This is a genomic window from Prosthecobacter sp., assembly GCF_020439865.1.
Classification (GTDB): Bacteria; Verrucomicrobiota; Verrucomicrobiia; order Verrucomicrobiales; family Verrucomicrobiaceae; genus Prosthecobacter.
The window spans coordinates 165155-191319 of sequence record NZ_JAGRPF010000113.1 but is presented as its reverse complement, the minus strand read 5'-3'; the positions used below and the strand labels follow the sequence as shown (position 1 = coordinate 191319).

Sequence of the window (26165 nt, the reverse complement as noted above, 5' to 3'; positions counted from 1 at the left end):
ACCCATCACTCCTTCATCCCCGCCGTGATCGAGGAGGAGTAGGAGGACGAGAACGAGGACGATTCTTTACCCCCATGTCCAGCGCCCCTCTCTTCCTCGCCCTGCGCTACCTGCGGCCCACGCGCTCGTTCATCTCGGTCATCACCGTGATCTCAATGCTCGGCGTCATGCTTGGCGTCGGTGTGCTGGTGTTTGTGATGTCCGTGTTCACCGGCTGGCAGCGCGAGTTCCGGCAGATGCTCATCGGCTTTGAACCGCATGCCATGGTGCAGCCGTTCTCGTCCCACGAATCCGATTCCGGCGACAACAAGCCCGCCGACTGGCGCGAGGTGCGCAAAATCCTCGCCGCACGTCCCGAGGTCGTCTCCGCCGTGCCGGTGGCCGAAGGCGTCGTCGTCGTCGAGAACGAAGGCAATCTGCAGGGCGTCAGCGTCATCGGCATGGCCGATGAGCCGGACAACGCGCTGCTGCAAAAGCTCACCAAGCATCTCAAGGAAGGCAAATTTGACCTCAAGGGCGACACCATCATCATCACCGACAAGTTCGCTCGCGAGATCGGCGCGAAGGTCGGCGACACGCTCGTCGTGCATGCCGCCGACAGCGTGAACCAGTTCATCCAGCAGGTGCGCGAGATCCCGGAGGACGAAGAGGAAAAGAAGCGCTCCGAGGCGCTCGACAACGTCACCGTGCTTTCGAAGGACCTCACGCTCGTCGCCACGCTGCGTGCCGACACCGCCGGCCCGCGCGGCTACGTGCCGCTCCATGTCGCGCAGGAGTTCTTCAACCTTGAGAGCAACGTCAGCGGCATCGAGCTCGAATTGAAGGAACCGGACGACGCCGAACGCGTCATGGACACGATCTACCGCTCCGGCGCCATTCCCGACTCCTGGGGCTGGCGCACCTGGGAGCAGGAGCATGGCATGATGCTCGAGTCCGTCGAAAATCAGCGCACCATGATGTGGTTCATCCTGCTCTTCATCATGCTCGTCGCCGCCATCTGCGTGATGAACACCACCATCACCGTCACGGTGAAAAAGCGCCGCGAGATCGGCATCCTCACCGCGCTGGGCACGCGTGCGTGGCAGATCATCGCCATCTTCGTCTCGCAGGCCGGCATCGTCGCCCTCGTCGGTGTCGTCGCCGGACTCTGCGGCGGATTCTTCTTCCTCGGCATCCGCAACTGGCTGCGCGATCAGATCGCCGCCCTCACCGGCCGTGACATCTTCCCGCAGGACATCTACTTCCTCTCCAGCATCCCCGCCCACACCAACGTGAGCGACCTCCTCACCATCTGCGCCACCGCCGTCGCCCTCTGCCTCATGGCCGCGCTGGTTCCCTCATGGTTCGCCGCACGCGTGGATCCTGCGGTGGCGCTGAGGGATGCGGGATAACGTCTAAGCTGTGGCGACGGCGGGGGCAAGACTCCGCTGACACGACAGGCGACTACGTACTGTTGCCACCAGCGCTTTGTTCGCCTTCGATTTGCCGGTGATGTAGAGCAAGGAATAGCGCATCGCATCAGTTCGCGTGTTGGTATGGTCCAGACACACCCGCCTCACGGCTATACATCCCGGATCGAACCGAGGAGTCGATGATTTTCAACTCCTGAGCGATAGAGTCGTCTCTCTCCTGTCCCGACAAAATCGTATGGGCGAAAATCACCACTCGCAATGATCGCGGGGCGACGGGAACCGCCACATGCCATCGGTAGATGCTCAACGACTCCCCGCCCTCGGTAGCTGGTGCGATGTAAGTGCGCAGTCGCAATCCGTCCTGAAAGTCCTCGTCCTGCATGCCTGCCTCTGGCCGGAAGACAGTGCGAACCATGTCTGCTGCTGTGATCGTCTCAGGTCCTTCAAAGCTGAGAACATTGAGGCGAAGCGTCCCTGAGTCGGGGCGGTCCTCATAAAAGGTGCCTCCTCCCTCGTCCGCATACTCCTCCTTCCAGTTTGCAGGCAGTTCGAACTCGGCGATCCCGCCTCGATAGGTGATGCGTTTCAATCTCATGGCTGGGAACGCTGTGAGTTAGGCTAACAGTACCCTCTCAAACAAAAAGGTTGCTGGGTGTCTGAGCGCGTTAATGGGCGACATTTTTGGAGGTCGGGGGACGAATGTCGATGCGAATGTTGCTTTGCTTCGGGATTCCAGGCCAAACCGACAAGATCGGTTCCGAACCCGCGAAATTCAGAGCCAAAGCAACAGAAGCCGAGGCGGGCCAGTGCGTCAGCACTCCCTCATCACCCTCTCTTCCGCCACTCCTCGAACCGTTTTGCCAGCGTCTCGGCGGTGATGGATTCGGTGATGCCGTCGATGAGCGTCGGGGTCTTGCCGAAGGTCGTTTCGGCGCGGACGCGGTAGTAGAACTGGTTGCCGGACTGCATGTTGGAGTCGTGCGTGAAGCCGGTGAAGTGGCGCGGGGCATAGGCTTCCCGCCACGAGTAAAAAGGACCGATGCTGTTGAGGATGCGCAGCTCGTCCGGTGTGATTTCGACACGGCGGCGGTGGAGCAGCGTCCACAGTCCCATGCCGAGGAAGAGCGGCGAGGTGATGCCCCAGATGAAACGGAAGATGAAGGGCGCGCCACCTTTCACCATGAACACAAAAGCAGCGGACCAGAGGGCGCCGAAGATGAGCAGGAAGACCGCCATGCCACGGAAGCGGCCCGGCGGGCAGTCGATGAGCACGGGGAGACCCGCGGCATCAAACTCCATCTGCACACCGCGCCGTTGGAGCCGTTCCACCAGTTGCTCCGTGTCCGGTGCGGCATCGTCGATCCTTTGAGGTGCTTCGGACACGGCGACCGCCGAGTCCTCGGCGGTGCGGAAGACCGGCAGTGGAAACACGGCGGGTTTCCCACCGTTGCCAGGCGTGAGTTCGAGCGTCCAGAGATGCTCTTCGTTGCCATGCGGGGCGAACGCGGTCTCCTCGACGACCGAGCAGGGAAGCCCGCGCGGAATCTCCACGCGCAGCGGCACCGCCACGCCATTCATCTCACGCCGCGCCTCGGCGGCGGAAAGTGTCTCCGAATGCTCCCAGAGCGTTTCCTTGGTGGTCATTCTGCCTTTGCCATTCAGACGGGTGATCTGGCGCTGGCAGAGAAGACGCGCTTCGACAACCGCACGCGGCGAGAGCACACGGTCGAAACGCAGCTCACCCTCGAAGGTGTGTCCGGGCCGGACGGGCCTTTGTTTGAGCCAGAGCGACGGATGTCCGAAAGCCAGCCGCGTTTTGAGCCGCCTCCAGGCCGCTGAGCCCGGAATCCACGCCAGCAGCAACGGCAGCAGCGCCAGCGCGGACAAAGGAACGCGCATGAGCTCGCCGCTTACGATGATCGCCAGCGCCAGCGGCCCCTCGACGAGCAGAATCCAGCCTGTGACGATGAGAAGGATCGGAAGAACATTGGTCGAGGCTTGAACCGTCTCCCCTTCCCACTCGGTCCGCCAGCGCCACGGTTCGCCCGGATGCGCCTTCTCCTGCCTGCGCGCCCGGGCCGCCTTTCGCGCCTCCCACCCACCGCCAACGGAAACGGCGAAACCCGCGAGTGGAAACAGCAGCGGGAACACGGAGGTCAGCAGCATCAAACCCCAGCGCAGATCCCGAAACAGCACCGCCTGCTCCGGCCGTGCGGGATTCACGAAGCAGCGGAACGGCTGCTCGCCGCCCGCGAACTGACGAATCTGCGCGTGCGCCTTTTCCTGAAAGTCTCCGATGTTGTCCGAGCCTCCGGTGAGACCCACCTCGTCGCTGTGATAGGTCTGACCGCGATAGCGATAACGATACTGCGCCTCCGTCTTCTGGGTGCTGCCTCCTTTGCTGCTGTGGGAGGTTTTCATGTCGGCGCTTTCAATCCAGCACGGCACCTCCTCCCAGCCACGCGCCGACCACCAGGTGGTGATGGCGGGAAAGTAGAGAAAGCCGCCGATGGCGAGTCCGGCGACGATGAACGGCAGGCCAAAGAGCACCGCACAGCCGCCGCTGAGCTGCTTGGACTGCCGTGAGGAATGTCGGACAGGAGGTGACATGTTTGCCGCATTGCATAAACCAACTGACACCGGCGGCAACCGCGTATGATGCGGGCCATGTCTCCCGCCTTTCATCCCTACGGCCCTTCTCATCAGGCGGTCCTCGTCATCACGCTGCTGGTCTTCGTGGGGATGCTCGTTGCCTCGCGCACCCGCTTTCGTTCCGTCGCGGAGCGAATGCTTGGAGGCATGCTGCTCTCCCTGTATCCGGTGGGTCTGATTGTTCACGGCCTTTGCGGATCGCTCTCCGCGCAGACGGGACTGCCGCTGCAGTACTGCGACGTCGCGACCATCGCGGGCGGCATCGCGCTGTGGACGAAACGTCAGTTCTGGTGCGAGGTGGTGTACTTTTTCGGCATCGCCGGCACCCTGCAAGGGCTGCTCACTCCGGCGCTGATCTATGAGTTTCCCGATCCGCGTTTCTTCATGTTTTTCCTCATGCACGGCGGAGTTCCGATCACCTCGTTTTATGTCGTGACCGCAATGAAACACCGTCCGCAGCCCGGCGCGGTGAAACGCATGATGCTCTTCTCCGTCTCGTGGTATGCCGGGGTCGCCGTCGTGAACGCGGCCCTCCGGACCAACTACGCCTTCCAGTGCGTGAAGCCGGTGCAGGCCAGCCTGTTTGACCAGCTCGGCCCCTGGCCGTGGTACAATCTCAGCACCATCGGACTTGGCGTGGTGTTTTACAGCGTGCTGTACCTTCCCTTTGCGTTCCGTAAGCGTCCGGCCTGAATCACTCCCTGCGCCTGCCACATCCCGAGATGTCGCTTTGCATTTCCCGATTTGCCCGCATAATCGCCGCCCCCTGAAACCCCAGCCCACCCAGCCCACGAAAATGAAATCCCCCTCATGGTCCATCGACGACAGCGCCGAGCTTTATGGCATCCGCGAATGGGGGCATGACTACTTCGACATCTCGAAGGCGGGCGAGGTCGTGGTGAATTTGAAGGACGGCAAGAAGACCAAGCCGGTCTCGCTGGCCTCCATCGTCAAAGGTTTGCGCGAACGCGGCACGCAGCTCCCGCTGCTCATCCGTTTCGGCGATCTGCTGCGCTGGCGCATCGACGAACTCAACGAGGGCTTCGCCTCCGCGATCAAGGAAGGCAAGTATCAGGGCGTCTATCGCGGCGTGTATCCCATCAAGGTGAACCAGCAGCAGGAGGTCATCGAGGAGATCACGCGCTACGGCCGCAAGTATCACTACGGCCTCGAAGCCGGCAGCAAGCCGGAGCTCATCGCCGCGCTGAGCTACATGCACGACCCGGAAGCCTACATCGTGTGCAATGGGTATAAAGATGAAGAGTTCATCGACCTCGCCTTGTATGCGCAGAAGATGGGACTGCAGGTCATCCTCGTGCTCGAGATGCCCACGGAGCTCGAACTGATCCTCGAACGCTGTGAGAAGATGGGCGTGCGGCCCACGCTCGGCGTGCGCTTCCGCCTCAGCGCCGAAAGCGCCGGTCACTGGAGCGGTTCCGGTGGTGACGCGAGCGTCTTCGGTCTCAATATCTCCCAGCTCATGCACGTCGTGGACAGCCTGCGTGAGAAAGGCATGCTCGACTGCCTGCGCATGCTGCATTACCACCAAGGTTCGCAGATTCCAAACATCCGCGCCATCCGCCAGGCGGTGACGGAAGCCACGCGTGTTTACGTCGGGCTCGTGCAGGAAGGTGCGCGCATGGGCATCCTCGATCTCGGCGGCGGTCTCGCCATCAGCTACGACGGCCTCAAGGGAGCGAGCAGCGCCAGCAGCAACTACGGCACCAAGGAATACTGCGCCGACATCATCGAGGCGATCACCGAAGTTACCGCCGAGGCCGGTGTGCCGCACCCGGATCTCATCACCGAGTCCGGCCGCGCCATCGTGGCCTACTACTCCGTGTTGATCATCAACATCCTCGACATCAACCGCTTCGAGCCGCGCAAGGGCATCGCGGATGTCGAACTCGACAAGGACGCGCCCGCCCTGCTGCGCAACCTCTACGAACTGCGCCTCGACGCCACCAAGAACGCCTCCAAGACATCCCGCGACCGCCTACAGGAGATCTACAACGACGCCGTCTATTACCGCGACAAGCTGCGCAGCGAGTTCAACTACGGCAAAGTGAACCTGCGCGAGCGTGCACACGGGGAGGAACTCTATTGGGACATCCTCACGTGGGTCTCCAGCATGCAGAAGAGCTGCGAACACGACGGCAGCCAGATGGATCGTCTCGACACGATCATGACCGACTTCTACTACGGCAACTTCAGCGTGTTCCAGAGCCTGCCTGACCTTTGGGCCATCGACCAGATCTTCCCGGTCATGCCGATCCATCGACTCAAAGAGCAGCCCACGCGCAACGCCGTGCTCTCGGACATCACCTGCGACAGCGACGGCAAGATCGACAAATTCGCCCATTCACACGGGATCAACCCCAGCCTTCCGTTGCACGATCCGCAGATCGAAAAAGGCCATGAGTACATGCTCGGCATCTTCCTCGTCGGCGCCTATCAGGAGACGCTCGGTGACCTTCACAACCTCCTGGGCGACACCAACGTCGTCAGCGTTCGCATCGAAAACGGCAAGGTGAAGTACAGCCGCGAACAGGAGGGCGACAGCGTCTCCGAAGTGCTCAGCTACGTCGAATACGAGCCCAAGGACATGCTCACCCGCTTCCGCAACCTCGCGGAAAACGCCGTCCTTTCGAAGCGCATCACCGCCACCGAGCGCCGCGAAATCATGGAGAGCTTCGAGGCCGGCCTGCGCGGCTACACGTATTTCGAAAGCTGAAGGCAAAGAGCGTAGGCCGAAGGGCAAAGAGACGCCGACTGGTCTTCTCATGCCGTAAAGCGACTCTACGCTCTCTGCTCTACGCCCTATGCTCCGAAGGTCGCCTTCCGCTGAATGGCCCGCTGCAGCAGTTCGAGATACTGCGCACACGGAATCTCATGTCCGCCAAACATCGCCAGATGCGGCGTGGTCCATTGCGTGTCATGCAGAATGAAACCGCGCTCGTGCAAGCGTCGCTGAAGATGGGTCAGCGCAACCTTCGACGCCTGTGGTTCGCGGCTGAACATCGACTCGCCAAAAAACGCGCCCCCGATCGCCACCCCGTAAACACCACCGCGCAGCTTCCCGTCCCGCCAGACCTCCGCGCTGTGGGCAAAGCCCAGCCGGTGCAGCTCCTCGTAGGTGTCCATGATCGTGTCCGTGATCCACGTGCTCTCACGATCCGCACAACCGCGGATCACATCGCCAAAAGCCGTGTTCCAGCGCAGTTCGAAAGGGTGCTGCTTCAGGTAGCGGGCGAAGCGCCGCGGCACATGAAACTCCTCCACCGGCAGGATGCCGCGCATCTTCGGCCGGTACCACGAGATGCTGCCATCCTCCTCCCCCATCGGGAAGGCGCCTTCGCAGTAGGCGTTCAGCAGATCCACTGGCTCGATTCGCGGCATGGCGGCGAGTTTAGAGTTTCAGGTTTAAAGTTCAAAGTTTGAATCACTCAGCTTGAAACTTGAAACCTAAAACTTGAGACTGGCTGGAATGAACCTCGCCAATCAGATCACCATCTTCCGCATCCTGCTGATCCCCGTTTTCATCGGGCTGGTGATCTACTACGGCGACAGCGCCCGGGGCGAGCACCCCAATGAGGCCCTGCGCATCTGGGCTGCCGCGGTGTTTGGCATCGCCGCGATCAGCGATGCGATCGACGGCTGGATCGCCCGCCGGTTCAATCAACGCACACGTTTCGGTGCCATCGTCGACCCGCTGGCTGACAAGCTCCTCATGCTCTCGGCCATCATCCTGCTGAGTTTCACCGCCTGGCGGCAGCACTTTCCACTGTGGTTCCCGATCCTCGTCATCGGCAGGGATTTGCTTTCCATCGGCGGTGCCTTTCTGATCGATCATTTCGCCGGCAAAGTTCAAATCCACACCCATTGGAGCGGCAAAGTCGCCACCTTCGCCCAGATGGCCGCCATCCTGTGGATCCTGCTCGATTTCCCCTCCTCTCTGCTCATCTGGCCCACGCTCTTCGCCGGGTTCTTCACCGCCTTGTCCGGCTTCATCAATCTGGCCGACGGCGTCCGGCAGTTGAAAGCCGCCGGGCACGATTGACGCGGACGCCGCCTAGTGCTCCTTGAGCGATGCTCAAAACCGTCGCCATCGTCGGACGCCCGAATGTGGGCAAGTCCGCGCTCTTCAATCGCCTCGCCGGCAAAACCATTTCCATCGTCCATGATCAGGCCGGTGTGACGCGGGACCGCATCACCGCGCAGTGCCGTCGTGGTCCGGCGTGGTTTGAGATCATGGACACGGGCGGCATTGGCGCCAGCACCGAGGACGTGCTCACCGACCAGGTACAAGTGGAGGCCTCCATCGCCCTCGATGTGGCCGACCTGCTGCTCTTCGTCGTCGATGTCGTCGATGGCATCACCACCATCGACCAGGCGCTGGCCAAGGAACTCCGCCGCACCAACAAGCCGGTCATCCTCGTCTGCAACAAGGCCGACTCACCGAAGCGCAAACTCAACGCGGGCGAGTTCACCCGGTTCGGCTTTCCTGACACCATCGAAGTCAGCGCCGCGCACGGTCTCGGCATCGACGATCTGGTTGCCCTCATTTCAACCCGCCTCGATTTGAAGGAAACGACCGAGACGGAAGATGCCAAAGCGGGTCAGAACGTGCGACCGCTCAAGCTCGCCATCGTCGGCCGTCCGAACGCGGGCAAATCCTCGCTCGTAAACGCCATCCTCGGCCAGGACCGCGCGATCGTCAGCGATGTGCCCGGCACCACGCGGGACGCACTCGACATCCGGGCCACCTGGAACGGCAAGCATTATCAGCTCATCGACACCGCCGGCATCCGCCGCCGTGCGCATCTCGACAGCGTTGTCGAAATCTCCAGCGTGGATCGCAGCGTGCAGAGCATCAAACGCGCAGACCTTTGCCTGCTGGTCATCGACTGCGCCGCCGGAGCCAAAATGCAGGACCGCAAAATCGCCCAACTCATTCTCGAAGAGCGCAAGCCTTGCATCCTCGTGATGAACAAGTGGGATCTCTTTCATCCCGATGCGAAGCAGAAGGACCGCCTCGAACATCTCGACGAACTGATGCGCCGTGAGTTTTTCTTTCTCAACTACGCGCCGCTCGTCGCCATCTCGGCCAAGAACAAGGACCATATCGGCAAGCTGTTTGTGCAGATTGAAAAAGTACGAAGTGGTGCGCAGAACCGCATCGGCACCGGCGCGTTGAACCGCCTGCTGGCCAATGCGATTGAAAACACTCCCGGCGCTCTTGGCCGCAGCACGCACAGCTTCAAGCTGCTCTATGCCACGCAGGTCAACGAGGCCGAAGGCTTCGCCATTCCGGTGCCGCACTTCGTCCTGTTCGCCAACCGCGCCTCCAAACTCACCGACAGCTACATGCGCTATCTTGAAAAGGTGATCCGCGACGAATGGAACGCCCCGGGCGTGCCTTTCAAAATGAGCGTGCGCGGCAAGGGGCCGAAGAACGCGAAGTGACCAAGGAGCGGGGGACTCCGTCCCCCATGGTGGCCATGGAAGGGGGACGGAGTCCCCCGGTCCTTGAACATGGCCGAATCACTCGCCCCTTTGGACTTTGGCACTCGCGGCTTCCAACGGCGAAGGATGCTGACTAGTCTGCCTCATGGCCACCATCCAGACCACCACTGTCGGCTCCTATCCTGTTCCTGAATGGCTCTCTGCGCTCCCCAGCGAGTCTGCCGTCATTGACGCCACGCGGGTCGTCTTCGACACGCAGCGTCAGGCCGGCATCGATCTGCCGACGGATGGCGAGTTGTATCGCTTCGACGTCAATCATCCCGACACGAACGGCATGATCGAGTACTTCGTCCACAAGCTCGGCGGCATCGACAGCCGCGTGGGCCGTGCGGACACCGCCGCCTTTCGCGCGAAGCAGGAAATGGTCTGGCGCAACAAGCCAGCCGCCGTGGTGCGCGGTCCGATCACCGAAGGCGTGCTCAACCTGGCCGAAGACTGCGCCCGCGCGGGCAAGGTGGCAGGGGGTCCGTTCAAGTTCACGCTCACCAGCCCCTATATGCTCGCCCGCACGCTGCTGGACACGCACTACAACGACTTCGAAGCGCTGAACATGGCCATCGCCGACGCGCTGGCCGCGCAAGCCGCCGAGCTTGTGTGCGACTGTGTGCAGGTCGATGAAGCGAACATTCCCGGCAACCCGGCCGACGCGCCCATCGCCGCCGCGGGCATCAATCGCGTGCTCGATGCCGTGAAGGGTCAGAAAGCTGTGCACTTCTGCTTCGGCAACTACGGTGGCCAGACGATTCAAAAGGGCGAATGGGCCGCATTGATCAGCTTTTTGAACTCACTGCATGCTGATCACCTTGTGCTCGAACTCGCACATCGCCCGGCTGCCGATCTCGATTCGCTGAAGGATCTCGATCCGAAAATTGGCGTCGGCCTTGGCGTCGTGGACATCAAGGTGAACCATGTCGAAACTGCCGACGAGATCGCCCGCCGCATCGAAGCCGCGGAGAAGAAACTTGGTGCCGGCCGCGTGAAGTTCATCCATCCTGACTGCGGCTTCTGGATGCTCAAACGCAGCATCGCCGACCGCAAGATCGAGGCGCTGGCAAAAGGCCGTGACAGATTCGAGGGGCGGTGATTCATTCACAGCACCCATGAAACGCCTTCTTGTCATCCTCTCTGCTTTCACTCTGGCATCCTGTGCCATGATGAACATCAACAGCCACCGCATGAAGGCCGCGCAGCGCAAAATGCTCGACACGCGCAAGCTTCAACAGGACGGGCAGTGGGATGAAGCGCTCGCAATGGCGGAACGCATGCACGGCAGCGTTTCCAAATCGATCACCAGCGACCCGAGGCAAAAGTCTGCCGCCGGTCCGATGGTTGATCTTCAGCCGTTGTTGGTGGCCTGGGAAAATGGTCCGTATGCCGAGTTGAAGTCGGCGCTTCAGAAGAAGGACGCCAAGCGCTCAGGCGCCGCCTTTGCCTCCCTGCGTCAGCAGTGCGTGAACTGCCATGCGGTGCTGGGAAAGACCCAGGTGGTGGTAAGCGAGATCCCGTGAGCCGAAAGACTCACGCCAGTTCAAAAAGCTTTTTCAGCGCCGATTCATCGCCGGTGGTGGCGAGCATGAAGGACTGGCTGCCGTGACTCCAGGAGGCGTAGTGCCAGTTGCGTGCCGACTTGAAACAGGGCGCATCCTGCGCCGGGCAGTTGCCGAGCCCCGTGTTGTCGAAAACAACGAGGTGCGCCTCCCTGCCGGGCTGGAGTTCGAAACAGATGATGGTGGCGGCACGACCATCCACCTGAACGCGTTTACAGCCGTAGGTGCGCAGGCCTGCGAGGCCCTGCGGCAGTTTGCTTGGGCAGGGACACTCCTGTTCGGTGAGCAGCTTCCGCACGGCCTCGTAAGTCTCGGCTTTTTCGTCGAGCTTCATCACGCCGTATTCCACCTGCGCCACGGCGTGGAGGGACTCGGATTCCCATGCGGCCATCGCGGCGTTGCCAGGCCAGAACATCACCCACCCGAAGGCCACACAGGCTGCGGCGGCGATGAGCGTGGGCGTAACCCAGCGGCGGGAACGTTTCGTGGATCGTTTGGCCGCCATGAGGATGCGATCACGCAACCCCGAGTCGGAGACCGTCATCGCTTGCAGGGCATCGGCCACGCTTTCGTCAAAAGCCGTGCGCTTTTCGAGCCAGGCGGCGAGTTGTGGATCCTTCTCCGCCATGGCGCGCGCCTCCGGCGAGGCGTCCTGCGGACGGAGCGTCGTGGCGTCGAGTTCGAGTCTGGCTTCTTCGCGGTTCACGGGGTGAAGGTGGCGGGGATGATATTGGCGGAGGAGGAGCCTTCAAGGCGGAGCAAAATGGAGCGCAGGTGGTCCTTGGCGCGGGAGAGACGTGACATGACCGTGCCGATGGGAATGCCGAGCGACTCGGCGATCTCACGATAGGACAGTTCCTTCAGATAGAACAGGACCAACGGAGCGCGGTAGTTGGGATCAAGCTCATCGAGCGCCTGCTGCAAGGTGGCGCTGTCCACGCGCGGATCATCGCCGTCGTCATCGTTCTGCACGGCTCCATGCACCTCAGGCTCGAACTCGACCTGCACGTGTTTTTTCTCCCGCCGGGCGATGCTCAGCCACTCGCGGTAGATGGTGGTGTAAAGCCAGGTCTTCACCTTCGAGAGATCCCGCAGGGTGTGGCCTTTCCGCGCCCACTGGAGGAAGGTGTTCTGCACCAGATCCTGGGCGGTCGCCTCGCTGCGGCACATGCTCAGGGCAAAACGGTGGAGGCCCTGGTAGTGGGCGTCCACGATCTGCTCGAAACTGGGCGGGGAATCAGTCACGCGACGAGCTATCGGGCGGTGTGCAGGCAGTTCAATGCCGAATTCGAGGGCGAGTTCCATGCAGCAGGGAGGACCATTTCGACATGGGAGCCGCTGTGGGAGGGGTTTATTCCCTCAAAGCCAAACTTTTTGCGGACGGGGGAGCAAATTCCGGCTTAAATCAGGCTCCCTTTTTTCAGCAATGGCCTCCACCACCAAGCACATTCACTTCATCGGCATCTGCGGTACCGCGATGGGCTCGACCGCGGTCGCGCTGCGGGCCTTGGGGCATCAGATCACGGGTTCGGACGAGAAGGTTTATCCTCCGATGTCGGACGTGCTGCGCAATGCAGGCATCACCGTAACCGAAGGCTACAAGCCGGAGAATCTGCCGCTCAACGCCGACGTCTATGTCGTGGGCAATGCCATCTCGCGCGGCAATGAAGAGCTCGAGACGCTGCTGGAGAAGAAGCTTCCGTACGTCTCGATGGCCGAGATGCTGAAGCGCGAAGTGATTCAGGGCAAACGCAGCTTTGTGGTGAGCGGCACGCATGGCAAAACAACGACGACGACGATGCTGGCGTGGATCTTCGAGCATGCCGGCAAAGATCCCGGTTTCATGATCGGCGGCGTGCCGGAAAATTTTGAATCCGGCGCACGCTTCACGCATTCGAACTTGTTTGTCATCGAAGGCGACGAGTACGACACGGCCTACTTCGACAAGCGCAGCAAGTTCCTTCACTACCTGCCGGAATGCGCGATCGTGAACAACATCGAGTTCGATCACGCCGACATCTTCCGCGACCTCGACGAGATCCTGCTCTCGTTTCGGCGTTTCCTGAACTCGGTGCCGCGCAACGGCCTGGTTCTGATCAACGGCGACGATCCCAACTGCCTGACGCTCCGTGCCAAGTGCCCTGCGCCGCTCAAGACGGTGGGCTTGGGACCAACGTGCGACTTCCGCATCACGATCACGCAAGCCGCGCCTAAGAGCACGCATTTCGAGATCAACGGTGCCGCCTTTGAAGTGCCCATGGTCGGCGAGTTCAACGTGCGCAATGCCGCGATGTGTGTCTGCGCGGCCCGCTTTGCCGGATTGAGTGATGATGAGATTCGCGCAGGTCTGTGCAGCTTCCGCGGCATCCGCCGCCGCCAGCAGGAACGTGGTTCGACCCACGGTATCACCGTCATCGACGACTTCGGCCATCACCCGACGGCGATCCGTGAAACGTTGCGCGGTCTGCGCCAGCGCTACAGCGGCCGTCGTCTGTGGGCGCTGTTTGAGCCGCGCTCCAACACGAGCCGCCGCAACGTGTTGCAGAACGAATTGATCGACGCACTGACCGAAGCTGACGGCTCTGTGATTGCCGCCGTGGCAAACCCGGAGAAGGTGGCCGCCGATGAGCGCCTCGACACAGCCAAGGTCGCGCTCAGTGTCACCTCACGCGGGAAACCCTGCTGGTTCGAAACCAGCACGGACGCGATTGTGGACCGGTTGAAGAAGGAGACGCGCAGCGGTGATGTGATCGTGGTCTTCAGCAACGGCGGCTTCGACGGGATTCACGACAAGCTGCTCAAGACTCTCTGAGCCTTCTGAAGAGGCGGCGTGAGAGTAGTTGAAACCTCCGAGCGTTGTGGAGCACCATGAGAACTCTTTTGTTCCTGCTTCCTCTCTCGTTCGCCCTCGCCGTAGCGGCTGATGTCGAGATCATTCGCCTTCCGGACAATGCCATGCAGCCACGCAGCGTGGCCGGACCGAGCGGTAACACCCATCTCGTTTACCTCCAGGGCAAACCTGCGAGCTGTGATGTGTTCGTAGCGACCGTGCGACAGGACGGCGCTTTGGACAACGCACGCAAGATCAGCACCCCAGAGTCCATGGCCGTGGCCAGCGGCACCGTGCGAGGGCCGACGCTGGCGGCAGGCGTGGGCGGCGTTCGCCATGTGTTGTGGAGCGGAGCCAGTGGCACCGCCGCAGGCGGCAAGGGCAGCGCTTTGTTTTACTCGCGTGTGGATGCGTATTTCAATGCCTCGAAGCCCAAAGACATGATGGGTTCGACGATCGAGCTGGACGGCGGTGCCGCTGTGGCAAGCGATGGCAAAGGCCATGTATGGATCGTGTGGCATGCCGGTCTGCAGGAGGGCGCCGGCGAGGCTGCGCGCCGTGTTTTCATCCGCCAGTCAAACGATGACGGCCTGACGTTTGGCGAACCATGGACTCCGAAGGGAGAAGCGTTCGGCGTCTGCGCCTGCTGCGGCCTGACCGCCGGCGCGAACGCCAGCGGCGCGCTCGCCATCTTGTACCGCACAGCCGTCGCCGGCAGCGGACGGGGAGCCCGATTGATCGAACTGCCTCCAGGCGCGAATGCCGCAACTCCACCAAAGCTGCTCGCGGAGGACAAGTGGCAGATGTCAGCCTGCCCGATGACCACGGCGGAGTGTCGTGACTCGAGCAACGAGCTGAGAGTGCAATGGGTGCGTGAGTTTCAACTGCAGTCTTGGACGAACAATGCCTTGAGCGCTTCCACCGACGCGCCGAAGACGATCATGAACCATCCGCGATCCGTTTTAAATGCCAAAGGCGAAGAACTGCGCACCTGGGTGGAGGGCTCCAGCTGGGGCAAGGCCGGAACGATTCACTGGCGGGTGTTCGACCCAGACGGCAAGCCGCTGAACATCAAAGGCAGTGCCAAAGGAAAGCTGTGGAGTTACGCAGCTCCGCTGGTGACAGCCGATGGCGGCTGGGGCGTCGTCTTTTGAGGCCAGCCGGATCAGTGAACGATCTGCACCTCGTCTCCAACGCGCACCTGACTGAAGAACTCCTTCGCTTTCTGGTAGGGCAACCGGATGCAGCCATGCGAAGCGGGACGACCGGTGACGTAGCCGCTGTGCAGGCCGATGGCACCGCAGTTCAAACGCATGAACCAAGGCATCTCGACGTGATAGAGCGTGGAAACGTGGGAGGTGTGTTTGTCGGTGATGACGTAGCGCCCCGCCGGAGTGCTGTAGCCCTCGCGTCCGGTGGAGACAGAGGTGCTGTTGATGATCTGCCCGCGCTTGGTCACCCAGGCACGCTGGCTAGAGAGATCGACTGTGACGAGCGTGTCCGGCTCTGAATCCGGATCACGACCGAGCAGCACACGCATCAGGAAGAGGTAGCCCTGGGTGGCGGCGAAATTGATCGGGTAGCGATGATAGCGCGTGGTGCCCATGCCAGGCTTGGCGCCGGCGCGCATCAGTGTCACGGCACCTTCGACATCTCCACGAGCCGAGCAGCAGATGAGCGGCGTGATGCCGCGATCGCTCTCCAGCGCATTGCGCAGGTCTTTGATCACGCAGCGGTCGATGACAGCCTTGAGAACCGGCGTTTTAAAGCGCGTGTTGGGGTCCACTCCAGCGTCGAGAAGCGCCTTGAGCACTTCTTCATTGCGACGGAGAGAGGCGATTGCGATCGGCGGCTGCTTCTCATGAGCGGGCTGGTTCATGTCCACGCCGGAAAGCGCGAGCACGCGGACACACTCCGCTCGTCCCATGCGCACCGCAGCGCAGAGCGCCGTATCGCCCCCCAAAGTCATTTCGTGAGGTGAGATGCCCATGGCAATGATCCTCGCCAGATGCTCAGCATCATCATTGAGCACCGCCTGATAGGCTTGCGGCAACGCCTCAGTACGCGGCATCAGTCGCGTCCAATGCTCGGTGATGGGATCATGGATCGGACGCCAGACAGCCGGTTGGACAGCGATGACTTTTGCTGGCACGACGGGTTTCTGAACAACCGCCGCGACCGGTTCCACGCTATCCCGCCTCGCAGGCACCACGGGCTTCGCCTTCGCAGTCTCGGCCGCATTTCGAACCGCTGCCTTTTCAGCACTGGGCAGTACCTGCGGAGCGCGCACCGGATCGAACGGCGCATCGACGGGAAGCGCCGTGCGAATCTCCGCGGAAGTCTCGCTCAGCCTGCCCTTCCTCACCTGACTCACTGCTGCCGTGGGCAAAGTTTCTCCTTCCACGCGGAACAATTCGTGTCCCTTCAGCAGATGGATCATGCCCCCGCAAACTCCTACACCGACGAGCGGTGGAAGCACGCAAGCACTCAGCATGTTGAGCCAGCCACGTTTCATTTTTGAGTCACAAACGTGGCATCCATAACAAAAATGACCGGAGTGTCGAGGCGCGATTTCGACGAGCCTCCATCAGGTAAGCACGCATAGCTGTATGCCTACCGCCAAAGACATGATTTTGAAGGCTCTCAGCAAAGTTTTATGGTAATTCAAACAAGTAATGAGATGGTACTTAATGTTCGTGCCGTCCAAATCTTCAACCGCCTCATGCTCGCGCATCCTGTTCTGCATGCTGGCGGTGTTTTGCCTGAGCATCGAGCCATGCAGCGCGGTGTTATTCTACGACACGGCAGATTCGAATCATAACACCACGGCACCCACTGGCGCCTTCGAGGATTCGGGCTGGCAGTATGAAGGCCTCTATGGTGCGTATCTCGGAACCATGATCGCTCCGCAGTACTTTATTACCGCGCAGCACTTCGGCACACAGGGAACCACCTTCACGCAAAGCGGCATCTTCAACGGCGGTTCGGACGTCACCTACAACATCGACACCACGGTGAACAGCGGCATCGGTTATTGGGACATCGCGGGCACCGACCTGCGAATTTTCAAGGTGCAGGAATACTTTTCGAATTATGCGCCGCTCTACACCGGATCTCTCGAGGTGGGACTGACCATGGTGACGATGGGACGCGGCGGTCCACGCGGAGCAGACGTCATGGTGAGCGGCGTTTTGCACGGTTGGGAGGACAGTTCGCCCGACGGCATCACACGCTGGGGCAGCAACACGGTGAGCGGCGTTTACTCCAGTGCTCTCGGCGACCTGCTCACGGCGAATTTCAGCGCCAGCGGCACCGTGGAAGAAGCCACGCTATCCAATGGCGATTCCGGCGGCGGTGTGTTTGTCAACGACGGCGGTGTGTGGAAACTGGCGGGCATCAACTACAGCATCGACGGCCAGTTCGACACCAACAACATCGTGGGAGACGGTTCCGAATTCGACGCCGCCTTGTTTGATCGTGGCGGGCTCTACCAAGGGTCGGATGCGTTCGGCTGGACACTTATCCCCGACCTGCCGTTGGACAACCCCTCAAGCATGTACGCCTCGCGCATCTCGACGAATGCGGCGGCCATAATGTCCATCGCCGTGGTGCCGGAGCCGCAGTCGGCTTTCCTGATATTGCTCGCTGCCGCCGGCAGTCTGTTGCGGCGCAGACGTTTTACGACGCTGGTTTGATCTCCGCAAAGACCAGACGTCCCGCGCTTGTCGGCAAAGTGCCTGAGACCACCACATCCACCGTCTGACCGATCTGGGCGGAGGCATTGTTTACGACAATCATTGCGCCATCCGGCAGGTATCCCACGGCCTGGTTCTTGTCCTTGCCCGGTTTCGTCAGCGCCAGCCGAAGTTCATCCCCGACACCGAGCTCAGGATTCAGCGCTGCCGCGAGCTCGCGAAAGCTGAGCACCGTGATGCCGCGCAGACGCGCCACTTTGGCGAGATTGTCGTCATTGGTCAGCAGGCGCGCATTGAGCTCGCGTGCCAGCGTCACCAACCTCGTTTCCAGAGGAACGTCCGTCGCTCCGGCGCCATCCTCATGAATGGAAACTTGCATCTCCGGCCGGGCACGCAGCTTCTCCATCATCTCGAGACCACGCTTGCCTCTCAGTGTTTCCGCCGGCTCGGTGGAATCTGAGAGCCGCTGAAGCTCATCCAAAACACAGCGCGGCACCACCACCGCACCGCTGAGAAAACCAGTGGCAAACACTCCCGGCAGCCGGGCGTCGACGACCGCATTCACGTCCAGCAACATCGGCTCGCCTTCGGAACCATCTCGCCGAAAACGCACATAGGGAATCAGGAAAGCAAACTGATCCCGATCACTGCGCAGGGCAAAAGTGACACCGAAAAAAGCAAATGTGCCATAGACACAGATCTCGACCACATTTTGCAACGCCTCGCCGTCCGCGTGATTCTGAAAGTACGCGAGCTGGAAGACACCCACTCTTGTGATCAGCCATGCACAGAACAATCCGACCGCCAAACCCAAAGTAGCATGCGAAAAATCACGCAGAGTGAACTGCACAAAAATGGCATCCAGCACCAAAAGCAGTCCCATAAAGACGGCTCCGCTCACCGCCCCCTTCCACGCTTCCTGATCCAGCCCCATCGCGATCGCCATGCCGATGAAAACCGAGAAGGCAAAGAAGAGGGCGCGCACGAGGCGTATGGGCCAGGAGGTTTTCATGCAGATGCTCAGGGATTAATGCGAAACATCGGTCGAGCAAAAGGATTCTCCCCGGAATTCCTCACGGATGGAACACCGCTCCGCCCCGTCGCGTGAAATGCAGTTCGATTCCCGCCGCAGCAAACGCCGCACCCATCTCCCGCTCAAACTCCTCCACACTTCGCCCGGCCAGCACATGCTCTCTGACCGCGCGCGCCTGCGGCACCCCGTCGTTAACGGCCTTGCGCAAAGCGGCCACTCCTGCGGCATCGCCACCGTGATCCAAATAGTGGAGATAAAACGTCAGCAGCAGTGCCGAAGTCTGGTTCTCGTTGGCCGCCACCGTCTTCAGACCCGTGTCCCAAGCCTCTTCATCCATGGCAAGAAGTTCGGCCACATTCAGCATCGCCAGACGCACCGCCTTGCCCATCTGCCTGGCACCGCGTTCACGCAGTTCCTGCCGCAGCAGTTCCGCCGATCTCGCGCCATCGGCCACCAACCACACTGGCAACGCCACAGGCTCCGGAATCTCCATGCGCACTTCCACAGGTGCGCGATTCGCCATACCGGCATCCTTTTTCATCGCATAGGCCGCCATTTTCGCCGGTTGGGTCGTTTCTAGCAGCGGTTTCAGACTCCTCGCCTCCACCAGCGGAGATTCCCGAACCGCCTCCTCGGGATGCGGATGAGGCGTCTCCTCCCTCAGCCACCAAACTCCCGACGCCACCGCCGATCCGGCCACCAGAATCACAGCCAGACGCATCATTTCGACACGCGGCTTCCCCCGCCGACGCCGCTGACGAGCGACCTCGGTCTGATCAATGAGCGCAACAGGCGCTCGGCTGGGGGCAAGAGGATGCATGACACACGGTACTGACCGGGCAAAACCTCGATTCGTCAAGCTTTCTTAAACAAACCATAACTTGGAAGATTTATCAAACAGCCTCCCTGAGCATCATTGCATCATCGCCTGTGCCTTTTCCACCCCCACCGGTTCCTCCCGGAACGCCGCCAAGGCCGGACGCTGCAACTGCGGATCTTCATCCAGCGTCTTCTCAGCAAGTTGCCGCGCCAGACGCACAAGACGCGTGTCTGCCAGCAGTTCGCCAAACAGCAGCGGCGCCTGACCGCTCTGCGCATGGCCGAGAACATCACCCGGACCACGACGTCGCAGATCTTCCTCGGCGATTTGGAAGCCGTCGCTCGTCTCCTCCATGATCGCGAGTCGCTGGCGGTTGTCGGTGTCCTTATCATCGACAAACAACACGCAGTAGCTCGTGTGCGCCCCACGCCCGATGCGACCGCGGAGCTGATGAAGCTGCGCGAGGCCGAACCGGCCCGCATCGTGAATGAACATCACCGTTGCGTTCGGCACGTCGATGCCCACCTCGATCACCGTCGTCGAAACCAGCGCGTCCAGCTTGCCCGCGCGGAAGCGTTTCATCACATCCTCCTTCTCCTCCGCGCTCATGCGACCATGCAGCAGCCCGACTTCGCACGGCGCGAGCAGCTTGGACCATTCCTCGTGTCCTTTCGTCGCCGCACCGGCCTCCAGCTTCTCCGATTCATCGATCAACGCGTACACGATATAGCCCTGGCGCCCTTCCTCGATCTGCTCCCGCAAAAACTTCGCCGCGTCCTTCAGCTTCGTCTTCGGTCTCACCTTTGTGACGATCTTCACGCCGTCGCGCGGCTTCTGGTCGATCGTCGAGACTTCCAGATCGCCGTAGATCGTCAGCGTGAGCGTACGCGGAATCGGCGTCGCCGTCATCACCAGCACGTCCGGCGTGTCGCCCTTGCGGATTAGCTTCGCCCGCTGCGCCACGCCAAACTTGTGCTGCTCATCGATGACCACGATGCCCGTGTTGTGCATCAGCTCCGCATCATGCAGCAGCGCGTGCGTGCCGATGACGATCTCCGCCTTTCCCTCGCTCAACTTGCCGCGCATCAATTCGAAATCATCACCGTCCTCGCGCTTGTTGCCTGTTCGCAAGGCCACACGCAGACCCAGCGGCTCCAGCCACTTGCGGGCGTTGCGCGCATGCTGCTCGGCCAGGATCTGCGTCGGCGCCATCAGCACGGCCTGACGACCGGACTCGACCGCGCGCAGCATCGCCGCAAAGGCCACCACCGTCTTGCCGCTGCCCACATCGCCATGCAGCAGGCGGTTCATCGGATTTCCCGAGGCCATATCGCGATGAATCTCGTCCAGGCAGCGCTGCTGCGCAGTTGTGAGCTGGAAGGGCAGCTCGTTGAAAAAATCGCGCAGCAGCTCGCCGGTGCCCTTCTGCGCACGACCACCGGATTCGATCACGCGCCGCTTTCGCCGCGCCACGCGAAGCTGATAGCCGTAAAACTCCTCCAGCGCGAGATAGCGCCGCGCCTGCTCCAGCTTCTCCATGCTCGAAGGAAAATGCACCTCGCGCAGCGCCAGCGATCGCGTCAGTCCCGCGAACTCACCCTCGGCGCTTGGCGTCGGCAGCAGGTCGTCCACAAAGGAATCCGGCAACGCCTGAATCACATGCCACGCCGCCACGCGCAGCGCCTTCTGCGTCATCGCACCCTTCAGGCGGTAGATCGGCGTGATGCGCCCGGTGTGAATCTGCTCCGCATCGTCGTCCGCACCGCCTTTGGCGATCTCATACTCGGGATGCGCCATGCTCAGTCGGCCCTTCGTGTCCTTGATCACGCCATACACGATCAATTCCATCCCCTCCGCGATCACGCGGCTCATGAACGGCATGTTCCACCAGCGCAGGGTGAGCTGCTGACCCAGCATCCCGCCCGCATGCTGCACCACCGCCTCAAACATGCCCGAACGGCGGCCGAAAAACTTGTTTCCCGTCTTCGTCACCAGCACATGATGGCAGGACGGCAGCAACCCCGACTGGAACGCCAGCGCCTGCATCTGCCGCCGGTCCTCATGCCGGAACGGCAGATGCCACACCACATCCGCCACCGTTTTGACGCCCTCCTTCGCCAACGTCCGCGCCGCATGCGCGGGCAGACCAGGAACTTCGGCGAGAGATAAATCGAGTGGAATCACAGCCTGAGATGGAATGCGTCCTCGCAAGTGTCAACAGGAGCGCACGCGTCCCGCGTGCCGTTTCACGCGTCCTCGCGGGAAACCGTCCGAGGATGAGCGATTCCCCTCTCAACATTCTGCGACCCAAACACATCTTGGAACGGACTTCAGCGGGGACGCTGAAGTCAGCACGCGGGACGCGTGCGCTCCTTCTCAAACAACCTCGCTGCATGCGCGAATAATGGCGGAGAAGGTTGGCGGCCTACTCCAATGCCACCGGCCACCACTCCACCGGTATCTTTTGCGTCATGAACCACTCACGGAACCGACGGGAGACGATGATAGCCGGTTCGCGGAAGTGGGCTGGAGAGCCGCCCCAGCACTCAGTGGTCAAGGCGATGTCGAAAGGCTCGAGTTCTTTCACTTTGGCGATGGGAAAGCGATACTCAGGAGGACGGTACAAATCGTCAATGCTGCACACCTTGCTGGTGGCCGGATCAAATGGCTCGCCCTCTAAACCCGTCACCTTGTTAAGCACTGGAGGCAGTGTGATGCTGCTCCAAACTTGCCAGAGCACGAGCTTTTCAGGCTTGCGGCTCTTGACCTGCACGGGACGAAAAGACAGTCCCTTGAATTTCTGCGCTTCGAGTTCCGCCCGGCACTCCACCGAGCAAATCGGATTCCAGTAGTTTTGCATGATGCCGATTTTTCTGCCTCGGTAGGAACTAAACTCGACCTCGAAGGTGCCATCGGGTGGCAGCCTTCTCCCCTCGCAGGCTTTGGCATTGACGACCCAGCGAAAATAGGCCGCGCTGTCGAAGTCGGCCGGCTCCCAGACGCGCTCGCCCACAATTTGAAACTGTGACGGATGCTCGCGGGGGACACTAGGATTTCTCTTCCAGTTTGGTTCTCGACCCGTGGCGCGCAGGTATTTAATCACATCATCGATTACCGGATCGCCAAGTTCATCCTGCAAATGAAAGCCCACCAAATTGGGTGGGAAGAACTGAGGCCATTTTTTCTTGAGATGCTTCATCTCTTTTGCACGCAGCGTGTTTCCGCAGACCTCAGAGTCTAGTTCCGCCTCGTAGATGGTGAATTTGACGAACCGTTTCATGAAGAATGTTGCCCGAGAAGTTTTTAGATTGTCGATCCCACCACCTTCTCCATCACATAATCATCCATGACGAAGCCGCTGCCGATGTCGCTGCAGACGTCTTCGGTGAAGTGGAAGCCATGGCGGAGGTAGGCGCGGATGGCGGCGGCGTTGCGTTTGTTGACGCGGAGGCGCACCCTTTTGCAGCGCAGGTCGCGGGCGCGGTCCTCGGCCCAACGCAGTGTCAGACCGCCGAGACCGAGACCATGCACTTCGGGCAGGAGGTAGAGCTTGTTGATGAAGAGCACGGGCTCATGCGCGAGCTTTTCAAACGAGATGTAGCCGACCGCGCCGCGCCCCTCGACCTCGACCAGCGCATACCACACGTCGCGCGCCTGCATCTCGTGCGCCATGTTGCCGGGTTGATACCAGATGGAGAGCATGTAGTGGATCTGCGCGTCGCTGATGATGCCGGGGTAGCACGCGAGCCAGATCGCATGCCCGAGCTGCTGCACGGTGGTGAGTTCGTCCGGTCCGATGCGGCGGATGCGCGCGGGCAGCGGATGAATGGCGTCTTTGATGGTCTGCAATGCCTGCTGCCACACCTCGAGATCATTCGCCGGTGAGAGCCGCTGCAGATTGGCGGCGATCTGATCGCGCGTGGGCTTCACGAGCTTTTCCTCGCGGACTTGTTTGAGATCCGAAGGGAACTCGATCTCCGGCAGGATCGTTTTCGCCAGATACCAGCAGGCCCAGGCGCGCCAGGTGCGCAGCTCCTTGTTCGGCTCGACCATGCGCGTGGCGAGATGCTGCCAGTGACGGCGCGGATTGCCGATGAACTGGCCCTCGACGCGGTGCTGCAGGATCCAGATGAGCGCCTGATACGGCAGCGGCCATTTCGCGAGGATCGGCTCGTCGCGCTTCAAGGGCAGCGACAGCGCACGGTTGATGAGCAGGATGCTTTTGGCCGGAAAGCCCTCCCGCCACAGGCTCTGCGCATAGTGCAGCGCCGTTTCATAAAACAGCGGGCCGCGCTCGTGGTTCAGCGCCTCGACATCCGTGTGATCGTAATGCCGGTTTTCCTCCGGCAGCAGCGGGCAGGGCGGATTGATCCACTCGCGGTGCTTCATGCGGTTTTTTCCTCCCACGCTTTGGCGCGGGTGAGCGCACGATTCCAGCCCTGCGTGATTTTGGCGCGTGCGGCGGCCTTCATGGCCGGCTTGAATTTGCGGTCCACCTGCCAGTGCTTCGAGATGTTGGCCACGTTCTTCCAGAAGCCGACAGCGAGACCTGCGAGGCACGCGGCACCGAGCGCGGTGGTTTCATTCACCTTCGGACGCACCACCGGCACACCAAGCAAGTCGCACTGCATTTGAATGAGCAGGTTGTTCACACTCGCGCCGCCATCGACGCGGAGCTCCTTCAGCTTGATGCCCGCATCGGCCTCCATCGCCTTCAAGATGTCCATGACCTGCAAGGCGATGCCTTCCAGCGCCGCACGCGCGATGTGCGCCGCCGTGGTGCCGCGCGTCATGCCCACGAGCGTGCCGCGCGCATACGCATCCCAATGCGGCGCACCGAGGCCTGCAAACGCGGGCACCATGTAAACGCCGCCCGTGTCCGGCACGCTCGCGGCGAGCGCCTCAACGTCGGGCGCGGTCTTGATGATGCCCAGGCCGTCGCGCAGCCACTGAATCGCCGCGCCGGCGATGAACACGCTGCCTTCCAGCGCATACTCCGTGCGTCCGCCGATGCGCCACGCGATGGTGGTGAGCAGTTTGTTCTTCGAGGTGATCGGCTTCGTGCCGGTGTTCATCAGCATGAAGCAACCGGTGCCGTAGGTGTTCTTCACCAGACCCGGTTTTGTGCACACCTGACCAAAGAGCGCGGACTGCTGGTCGCCCGCGATGCCCGCGACAGGAATGCTGCCGCCAAGCAGCGAAGTCTCGCCAAACACGCCGCTCGAATCCTTTACTTCCGGCAACATGGAACGCGGAACGCCGAAGAGTTTCAGCAGTTCGTCATCCCAGTCGCCTTTGCGAATGTCGTAGAGCATGGTGCGCGAGGCATTGCTCACATCCGTCGCGTGCACCTTGCCGCCGGTGAGATTCCACAGCAGCCAGGAATCGACCGTGCCAAAGGCAAGTTCGCCCTTCGCGGCGCGCGCTTTGAGTCCCTTCACGTTTTGCAGCATCCACTGCACCTTCGTGGCGGAGAAGTAGGCATCGATGACGAGACCGGTCTTTTTTTGAATCAAGCGATCGAGCTTCTGTGCGCGCATCTTGTCGCACATCGGCGCCGTGCGGCGGTCCTGCCACACGATCGCATTGCAGACGGGCTTCCCCGTTTTGCGATCCCACACTACCGCCGTCTCCCGCTGATTCGTGATGCCGATGGCGGCCACATCCGAGGCCTTCGCATGCGCCTTGTGCAAAACCTCCGAAGCGACACCCGCCTGCGTGGCCCAGATTTCCTGCGCGTCGTGCTCCACCCAGCCCGGTTTCGGGAAAATCTGCCGGAATTCCTTCTGCGCCGTCGCCACGATGCCGCCGTCGTGATTGAAGAGAATGGCGCGTGAACTGGTCGTGCCCTGGTCGAGTGCGAGGATGAATTTCATGGTTAATCGTGATGTTCCCAAGACCCACAGTCTGAGTCAATGCCTTACAATCTGCCGGGCAACATGTAGATGGCGATTTTACCTCAAAGTGAATACAATGGTGGCGAAACCATCCAATCCCACCGCCATGCAAACCATCCCTGAATCCGCAGCGCCCGCCGCTCCGCGTGCGCGTTCCAAGAAAAAGATCGTCCTCATCACCCTCGGAGTCATTCTTGGCTGCGCGGGCATCGCCGCCGCCACCGGCGCGCTCTGGGTGAAACACACGTTCTATCCCTCCCCCATCACGCCCGTGAGCCTCACCGCCAGCGAGCAGGCGGCGTTCGATAACAAACTGGAGGCGCTCAACAATCCCGACGCCATCCCGGCAGACGAGGCGAACCGCACGATCATTGTCAACGAGCGGGAGGTAAACGCCTACCTGGCCAAGCAGCAGCTCGGAGAGAACGTGCAGGTGAAATTCGGCGAGGGCAATGTCTCCGCAGCGATCATCTTCCAAGCACCGGAAGATTTTCCGATTTTCCCGAATCAGAAGATCCGTCTGCGTTTCACCTTCGGCACCAGCTTGTCGGCTGAACACAAGCTGTCGCTCAAACTCGACGACCTGAGCCTCGGCGGCATCTCGCTGCCAAACAGCTGGATCGGCGACATCAAGGGCATCGACCTCGTCGCCGAAAACGTGGAGAGCGATCCGGCGCTGCAAAAGTTCCTCGCTGGCATTCGATCGATGGACATCCACAACGGCACTTTGCGTCTCGTGCTGAACAAGTAAGC

At 61.1% G+C, this 26165-nt stretch carries 23 protein-coding genes; 11 read left to right on the top strand and 12 right to left on the bottom strand.

All coding sequences use genetic code 11. The annotated features are described in order from the left end of the window. The first annotated feature begins 74 nt into the window (after positions 1 to 74). Positions 75 to 1391 carry an ABC transporter permease gene (locus KDL09_RS13710; protein WP_294386039.1) on the top strand — a complete coding sequence of 439 codons (1317 nt, stop codon included), beginning with the start codon at positions 75 to 77 and terminating at the stop codon, positions 1389 to 1391. Between the two features lie 127 nt (positions 1392 to 1518). On the opposite strand, the gene KDL09_RS13705 is transcribed toward KDL09_RS13710, so the two are convergent. Continuing rightward, positions 1519 to 2007 carry a hypothetical protein gene (locus tag KDL09_RS13705; protein ID WP_294386037.1) on the bottom strand — a complete coding sequence of 163 codons (489 nt, stop codon included), beginning with the start codon at positions 2005 to 2007 and terminating at the stop codon, positions 1519 to 1521. Positions 2008 to 2237: 230 nt separating this feature from the next. Continuing rightward, positions 2238 to 4022, bottom strand: a complete 1785-nt coding sequence (locus KDL09_RS13700; protein ID WP_294386035.1) for a DUF3592 domain-containing protein — start codon at positions 4020 to 4022, stop codon at positions 2238 to 2240. Positions 4023 to 4079: 57 nt separating this feature from the next. On the opposite strand from KDL09_RS13700, the gene KDL09_RS13695 reads away from it, so the two are divergent. Next, positions 4080 to 4757, top strand: coding sequence for a TIGR02206 family membrane protein (locus KDL09_RS13695; RefSeq protein ID WP_294386032.1), 678 nt, complete (start codon positions 4080 to 4082; stop codon positions 4755 to 4757). Positions 4758 to 4860: 103 nt separating this feature from the next. Further along, complete coding sequence (gene speA, locus KDL09_RS13690; protein ID WP_294386030.1) at positions 4861 to 6798, top strand: biosynthetic arginine decarboxylase; 1938 nt, start codon at positions 4861 to 4863, stop codon at positions 6796 to 6798. Between the two features lie 86 nt (positions 6799 to 6884). On the opposite strand, the gene aat is transcribed toward speA, so the two are convergent. Further along, positions 6885 to 7463: a leucyl/phenylalanyl-tRNA--protein transferase gene (gene aat / locus KDL09_RS13685; protein WP_294386028.1), complete on the bottom strand. Its 579-nt coding sequence runs from the start codon at positions 7461 to 7463 to the stop codon at positions 6885 to 6887. 88 nt (positions 7464 to 7551) lie between these two features. Here aat and pgsA point away from each other — a divergent pair, with 88 nt between their 5' ends. From pgsA to KDL09_RS13665, 4 genes are all read left to right on the top strand, one after another. Further along, the gene (gene pgsA, locus KDL09_RS13680) at positions 7552 to 8124 is read left to right on the top strand and encodes a CDP-diacylglycerol--glycerol-3-phosphate 3-phosphatidyltransferase (protein WP_294386026.1); all 573 of its coding nucleotides are present in this window, start codon (positions 7552 to 7554) and stop codon (positions 8122 to 8124) included. A 29-nt stretch (positions 8125 to 8153) separates the two neighbouring features. After that, positions 8154 to 9530 carry a ribosome biogenesis GTPase Der gene (gene der / locus KDL09_RS13675; protein ID WP_294386023.1) on the top strand — a complete coding sequence of 459 codons (1377 nt, stop codon included), beginning with the start codon at positions 8154 to 8156 and terminating at the stop codon, positions 9528 to 9530. Positions 9531 to 9675: 145 nt separating this feature from the next. Next, positions 9676 to 10674: a cobalamin-independent methionine synthase II family protein gene (locus tag KDL09_RS13670; protein ID WP_294386021.1), complete on the top strand. Its 999-nt coding sequence runs from the start codon at positions 9676 to 9678 to the stop codon at positions 10672 to 10674. Between the two features lie 16 nt (positions 10675 to 10690). Then, entirely contained in the window at positions 10691 to 11098 is a 408-nt protein-coding gene (locus KDL09_RS13665; RefSeq protein WP_294386018.1) for a hypothetical protein, read from the top strand. Between the two features lie 10 nt (positions 11099 to 11108). Here the strand turns inward: KDL09_RS13665 and KDL09_RS13660 are convergent, their stop codons facing one another. Together KDL09_RS13660 and KDL09_RS13655 are read right to left on the bottom strand one after the other, a co-directional pair. Beyond that, positions 11109 to 11843, bottom strand: coding sequence for a DUF3379 family protein (locus KDL09_RS13660; protein ID WP_294386017.1), 735 nt, complete (start codon positions 11841 to 11843; stop codon positions 11109 to 11111). Further along, a complete protein-coding gene (locus tag KDL09_RS13655; protein WP_294386016.1) occupies positions 11840 to 12442 on the bottom strand; it encodes an RNA polymerase sigma factor in 603 nt (200 codons plus the stop codon). The genes KDL09_RS13660 and KDL09_RS13655 overlap by 4 nt, the downstream gene beginning before the upstream one ends. A 121-nt stretch (positions 12443 to 12563) precedes the next feature. Here KDL09_RS13655 and mpl point away from each other — a divergent pair, with 121 nt between their 5' ends. Together mpl and KDL09_RS13645 are read left to right on the top strand one after the other, a co-directional pair. Further along, the gene (gene mpl / locus KDL09_RS13650) at positions 12564 to 13949 is read left to right on the top strand and encodes a UDP-N-acetylmuramate:L-alanyl-gamma-D-glutamyl-meso-diaminopimelate ligase (protein WP_294386014.1); all 1386 of its coding nucleotides are present in this window, start codon (positions 12564 to 12566) and stop codon (positions 13947 to 13949) included. Between the two features lie 56 nt (positions 13950 to 14005). Then, positions 14006 to 15121, top strand: coding sequence for a hypothetical protein (locus KDL09_RS13645; protein WP_294386012.1), 1116 nt, complete (start codon positions 14006 to 14008; stop codon positions 15119 to 15121). Positions 15122 to 15132: 11 nt separating this feature from the next. Here KDL09_RS13645 and KDL09_RS13640 read toward each other — a convergent pair whose 3' ends face one another. After that, on the bottom strand, positions 15133 to 16407 hold the full coding sequence (locus KDL09_RS13640; RefSeq protein WP_294386010.1) for a L,D-transpeptidase family protein: 1275 nt from the start codon (positions 16405 to 16407) through the stop codon (positions 15133 to 15135). A gap of 235 nt (positions 16408 to 16642) precedes the next feature. On the opposite strand from KDL09_RS13640, the gene KDL09_RS13635 reads away from it, so the two are divergent. Next, positions 16643 to 17662 carry a trypsin-like serine protease gene (locus KDL09_RS13635; protein WP_294386008.1) on the top strand — a complete coding sequence of 340 codons (1020 nt, stop codon included), beginning with the start codon at positions 16643 to 16645 and terminating at the stop codon, positions 17660 to 17662. Here the strand turns inward: KDL09_RS13635 and KDL09_RS13630 are convergent. From KDL09_RS13630 to glpK, 6 genes are all read right to left on the bottom strand, one after another. Continuing rightward, positions 17646 to 18674, bottom strand: a complete 1029-nt coding sequence (locus KDL09_RS13630; protein WP_294386006.1) for a hypothetical protein — start codon at positions 18672 to 18674, stop codon at positions 17646 to 17648. The two genes, KDL09_RS13635 and KDL09_RS13630, sit on opposite strands and share 17 nt — an antisense overlap. A gap of 61 nt (positions 18675 to 18735) precedes the next feature. Continuing rightward, positions 18736 to 19515, bottom strand: a complete 780-nt coding sequence (locus tag KDL09_RS13625; RefSeq protein ID WP_294386004.1) for a hypothetical protein — start codon at positions 19513 to 19515, stop codon at positions 18736 to 18738. A 93-nt stretch (positions 19516 to 19608) separates the two neighbouring features. After that, on the bottom strand, positions 19609 to 21699 hold the full coding sequence (recG, locus tag KDL09_RS13620; protein WP_294386002.1) for an ATP-dependent DNA helicase RecG: 2091 nt from the start codon (positions 21697 to 21699) through the stop codon (positions 19609 to 19611). Positions 21700 to 21940: 241 nt separating this feature from the next. After that, on the bottom strand, positions 21941 to 22795 hold the full coding sequence (locus KDL09_RS13615; protein ID WP_294385999.1) for a hypothetical protein: 855 nt from the start codon (positions 22793 to 22795) through the stop codon (positions 21941 to 21943). A gap of 23 nt (positions 22796 to 22818) precedes the next feature. Then, positions 22819 to 23904, bottom strand: a complete 1086-nt coding sequence (locus KDL09_RS13610) for a GNAT family N-acetyltransferase (RefSeq protein WP_294385998.1) — start codon at positions 23902 to 23904, stop codon at positions 22819 to 22821. Then, a complete protein-coding gene (gene glpK / locus KDL09_RS13605) occupies positions 23901 to 25391 on the bottom strand; it encodes a glycerol kinase GlpK (RefSeq protein WP_294385995.1) in 1491 nt (496 codons plus the stop codon). The genes KDL09_RS13610 and glpK overlap by 4 nt, the downstream gene beginning before the upstream one ends. 127 nt (positions 25392 to 25518) lie before the next feature. Here glpK and KDL09_RS13600 point away from each other — a divergent pair, with 127 nt between their 5' ends. After that, a complete protein-coding gene (locus tag KDL09_RS13600; protein WP_294385992.1) occupies positions 25519 to 26163 on the top strand; it encodes a hypothetical protein in 645 nt (214 codons plus the stop codon). Positions 26164 to 26165 lie beyond the last annotated feature (2 nt).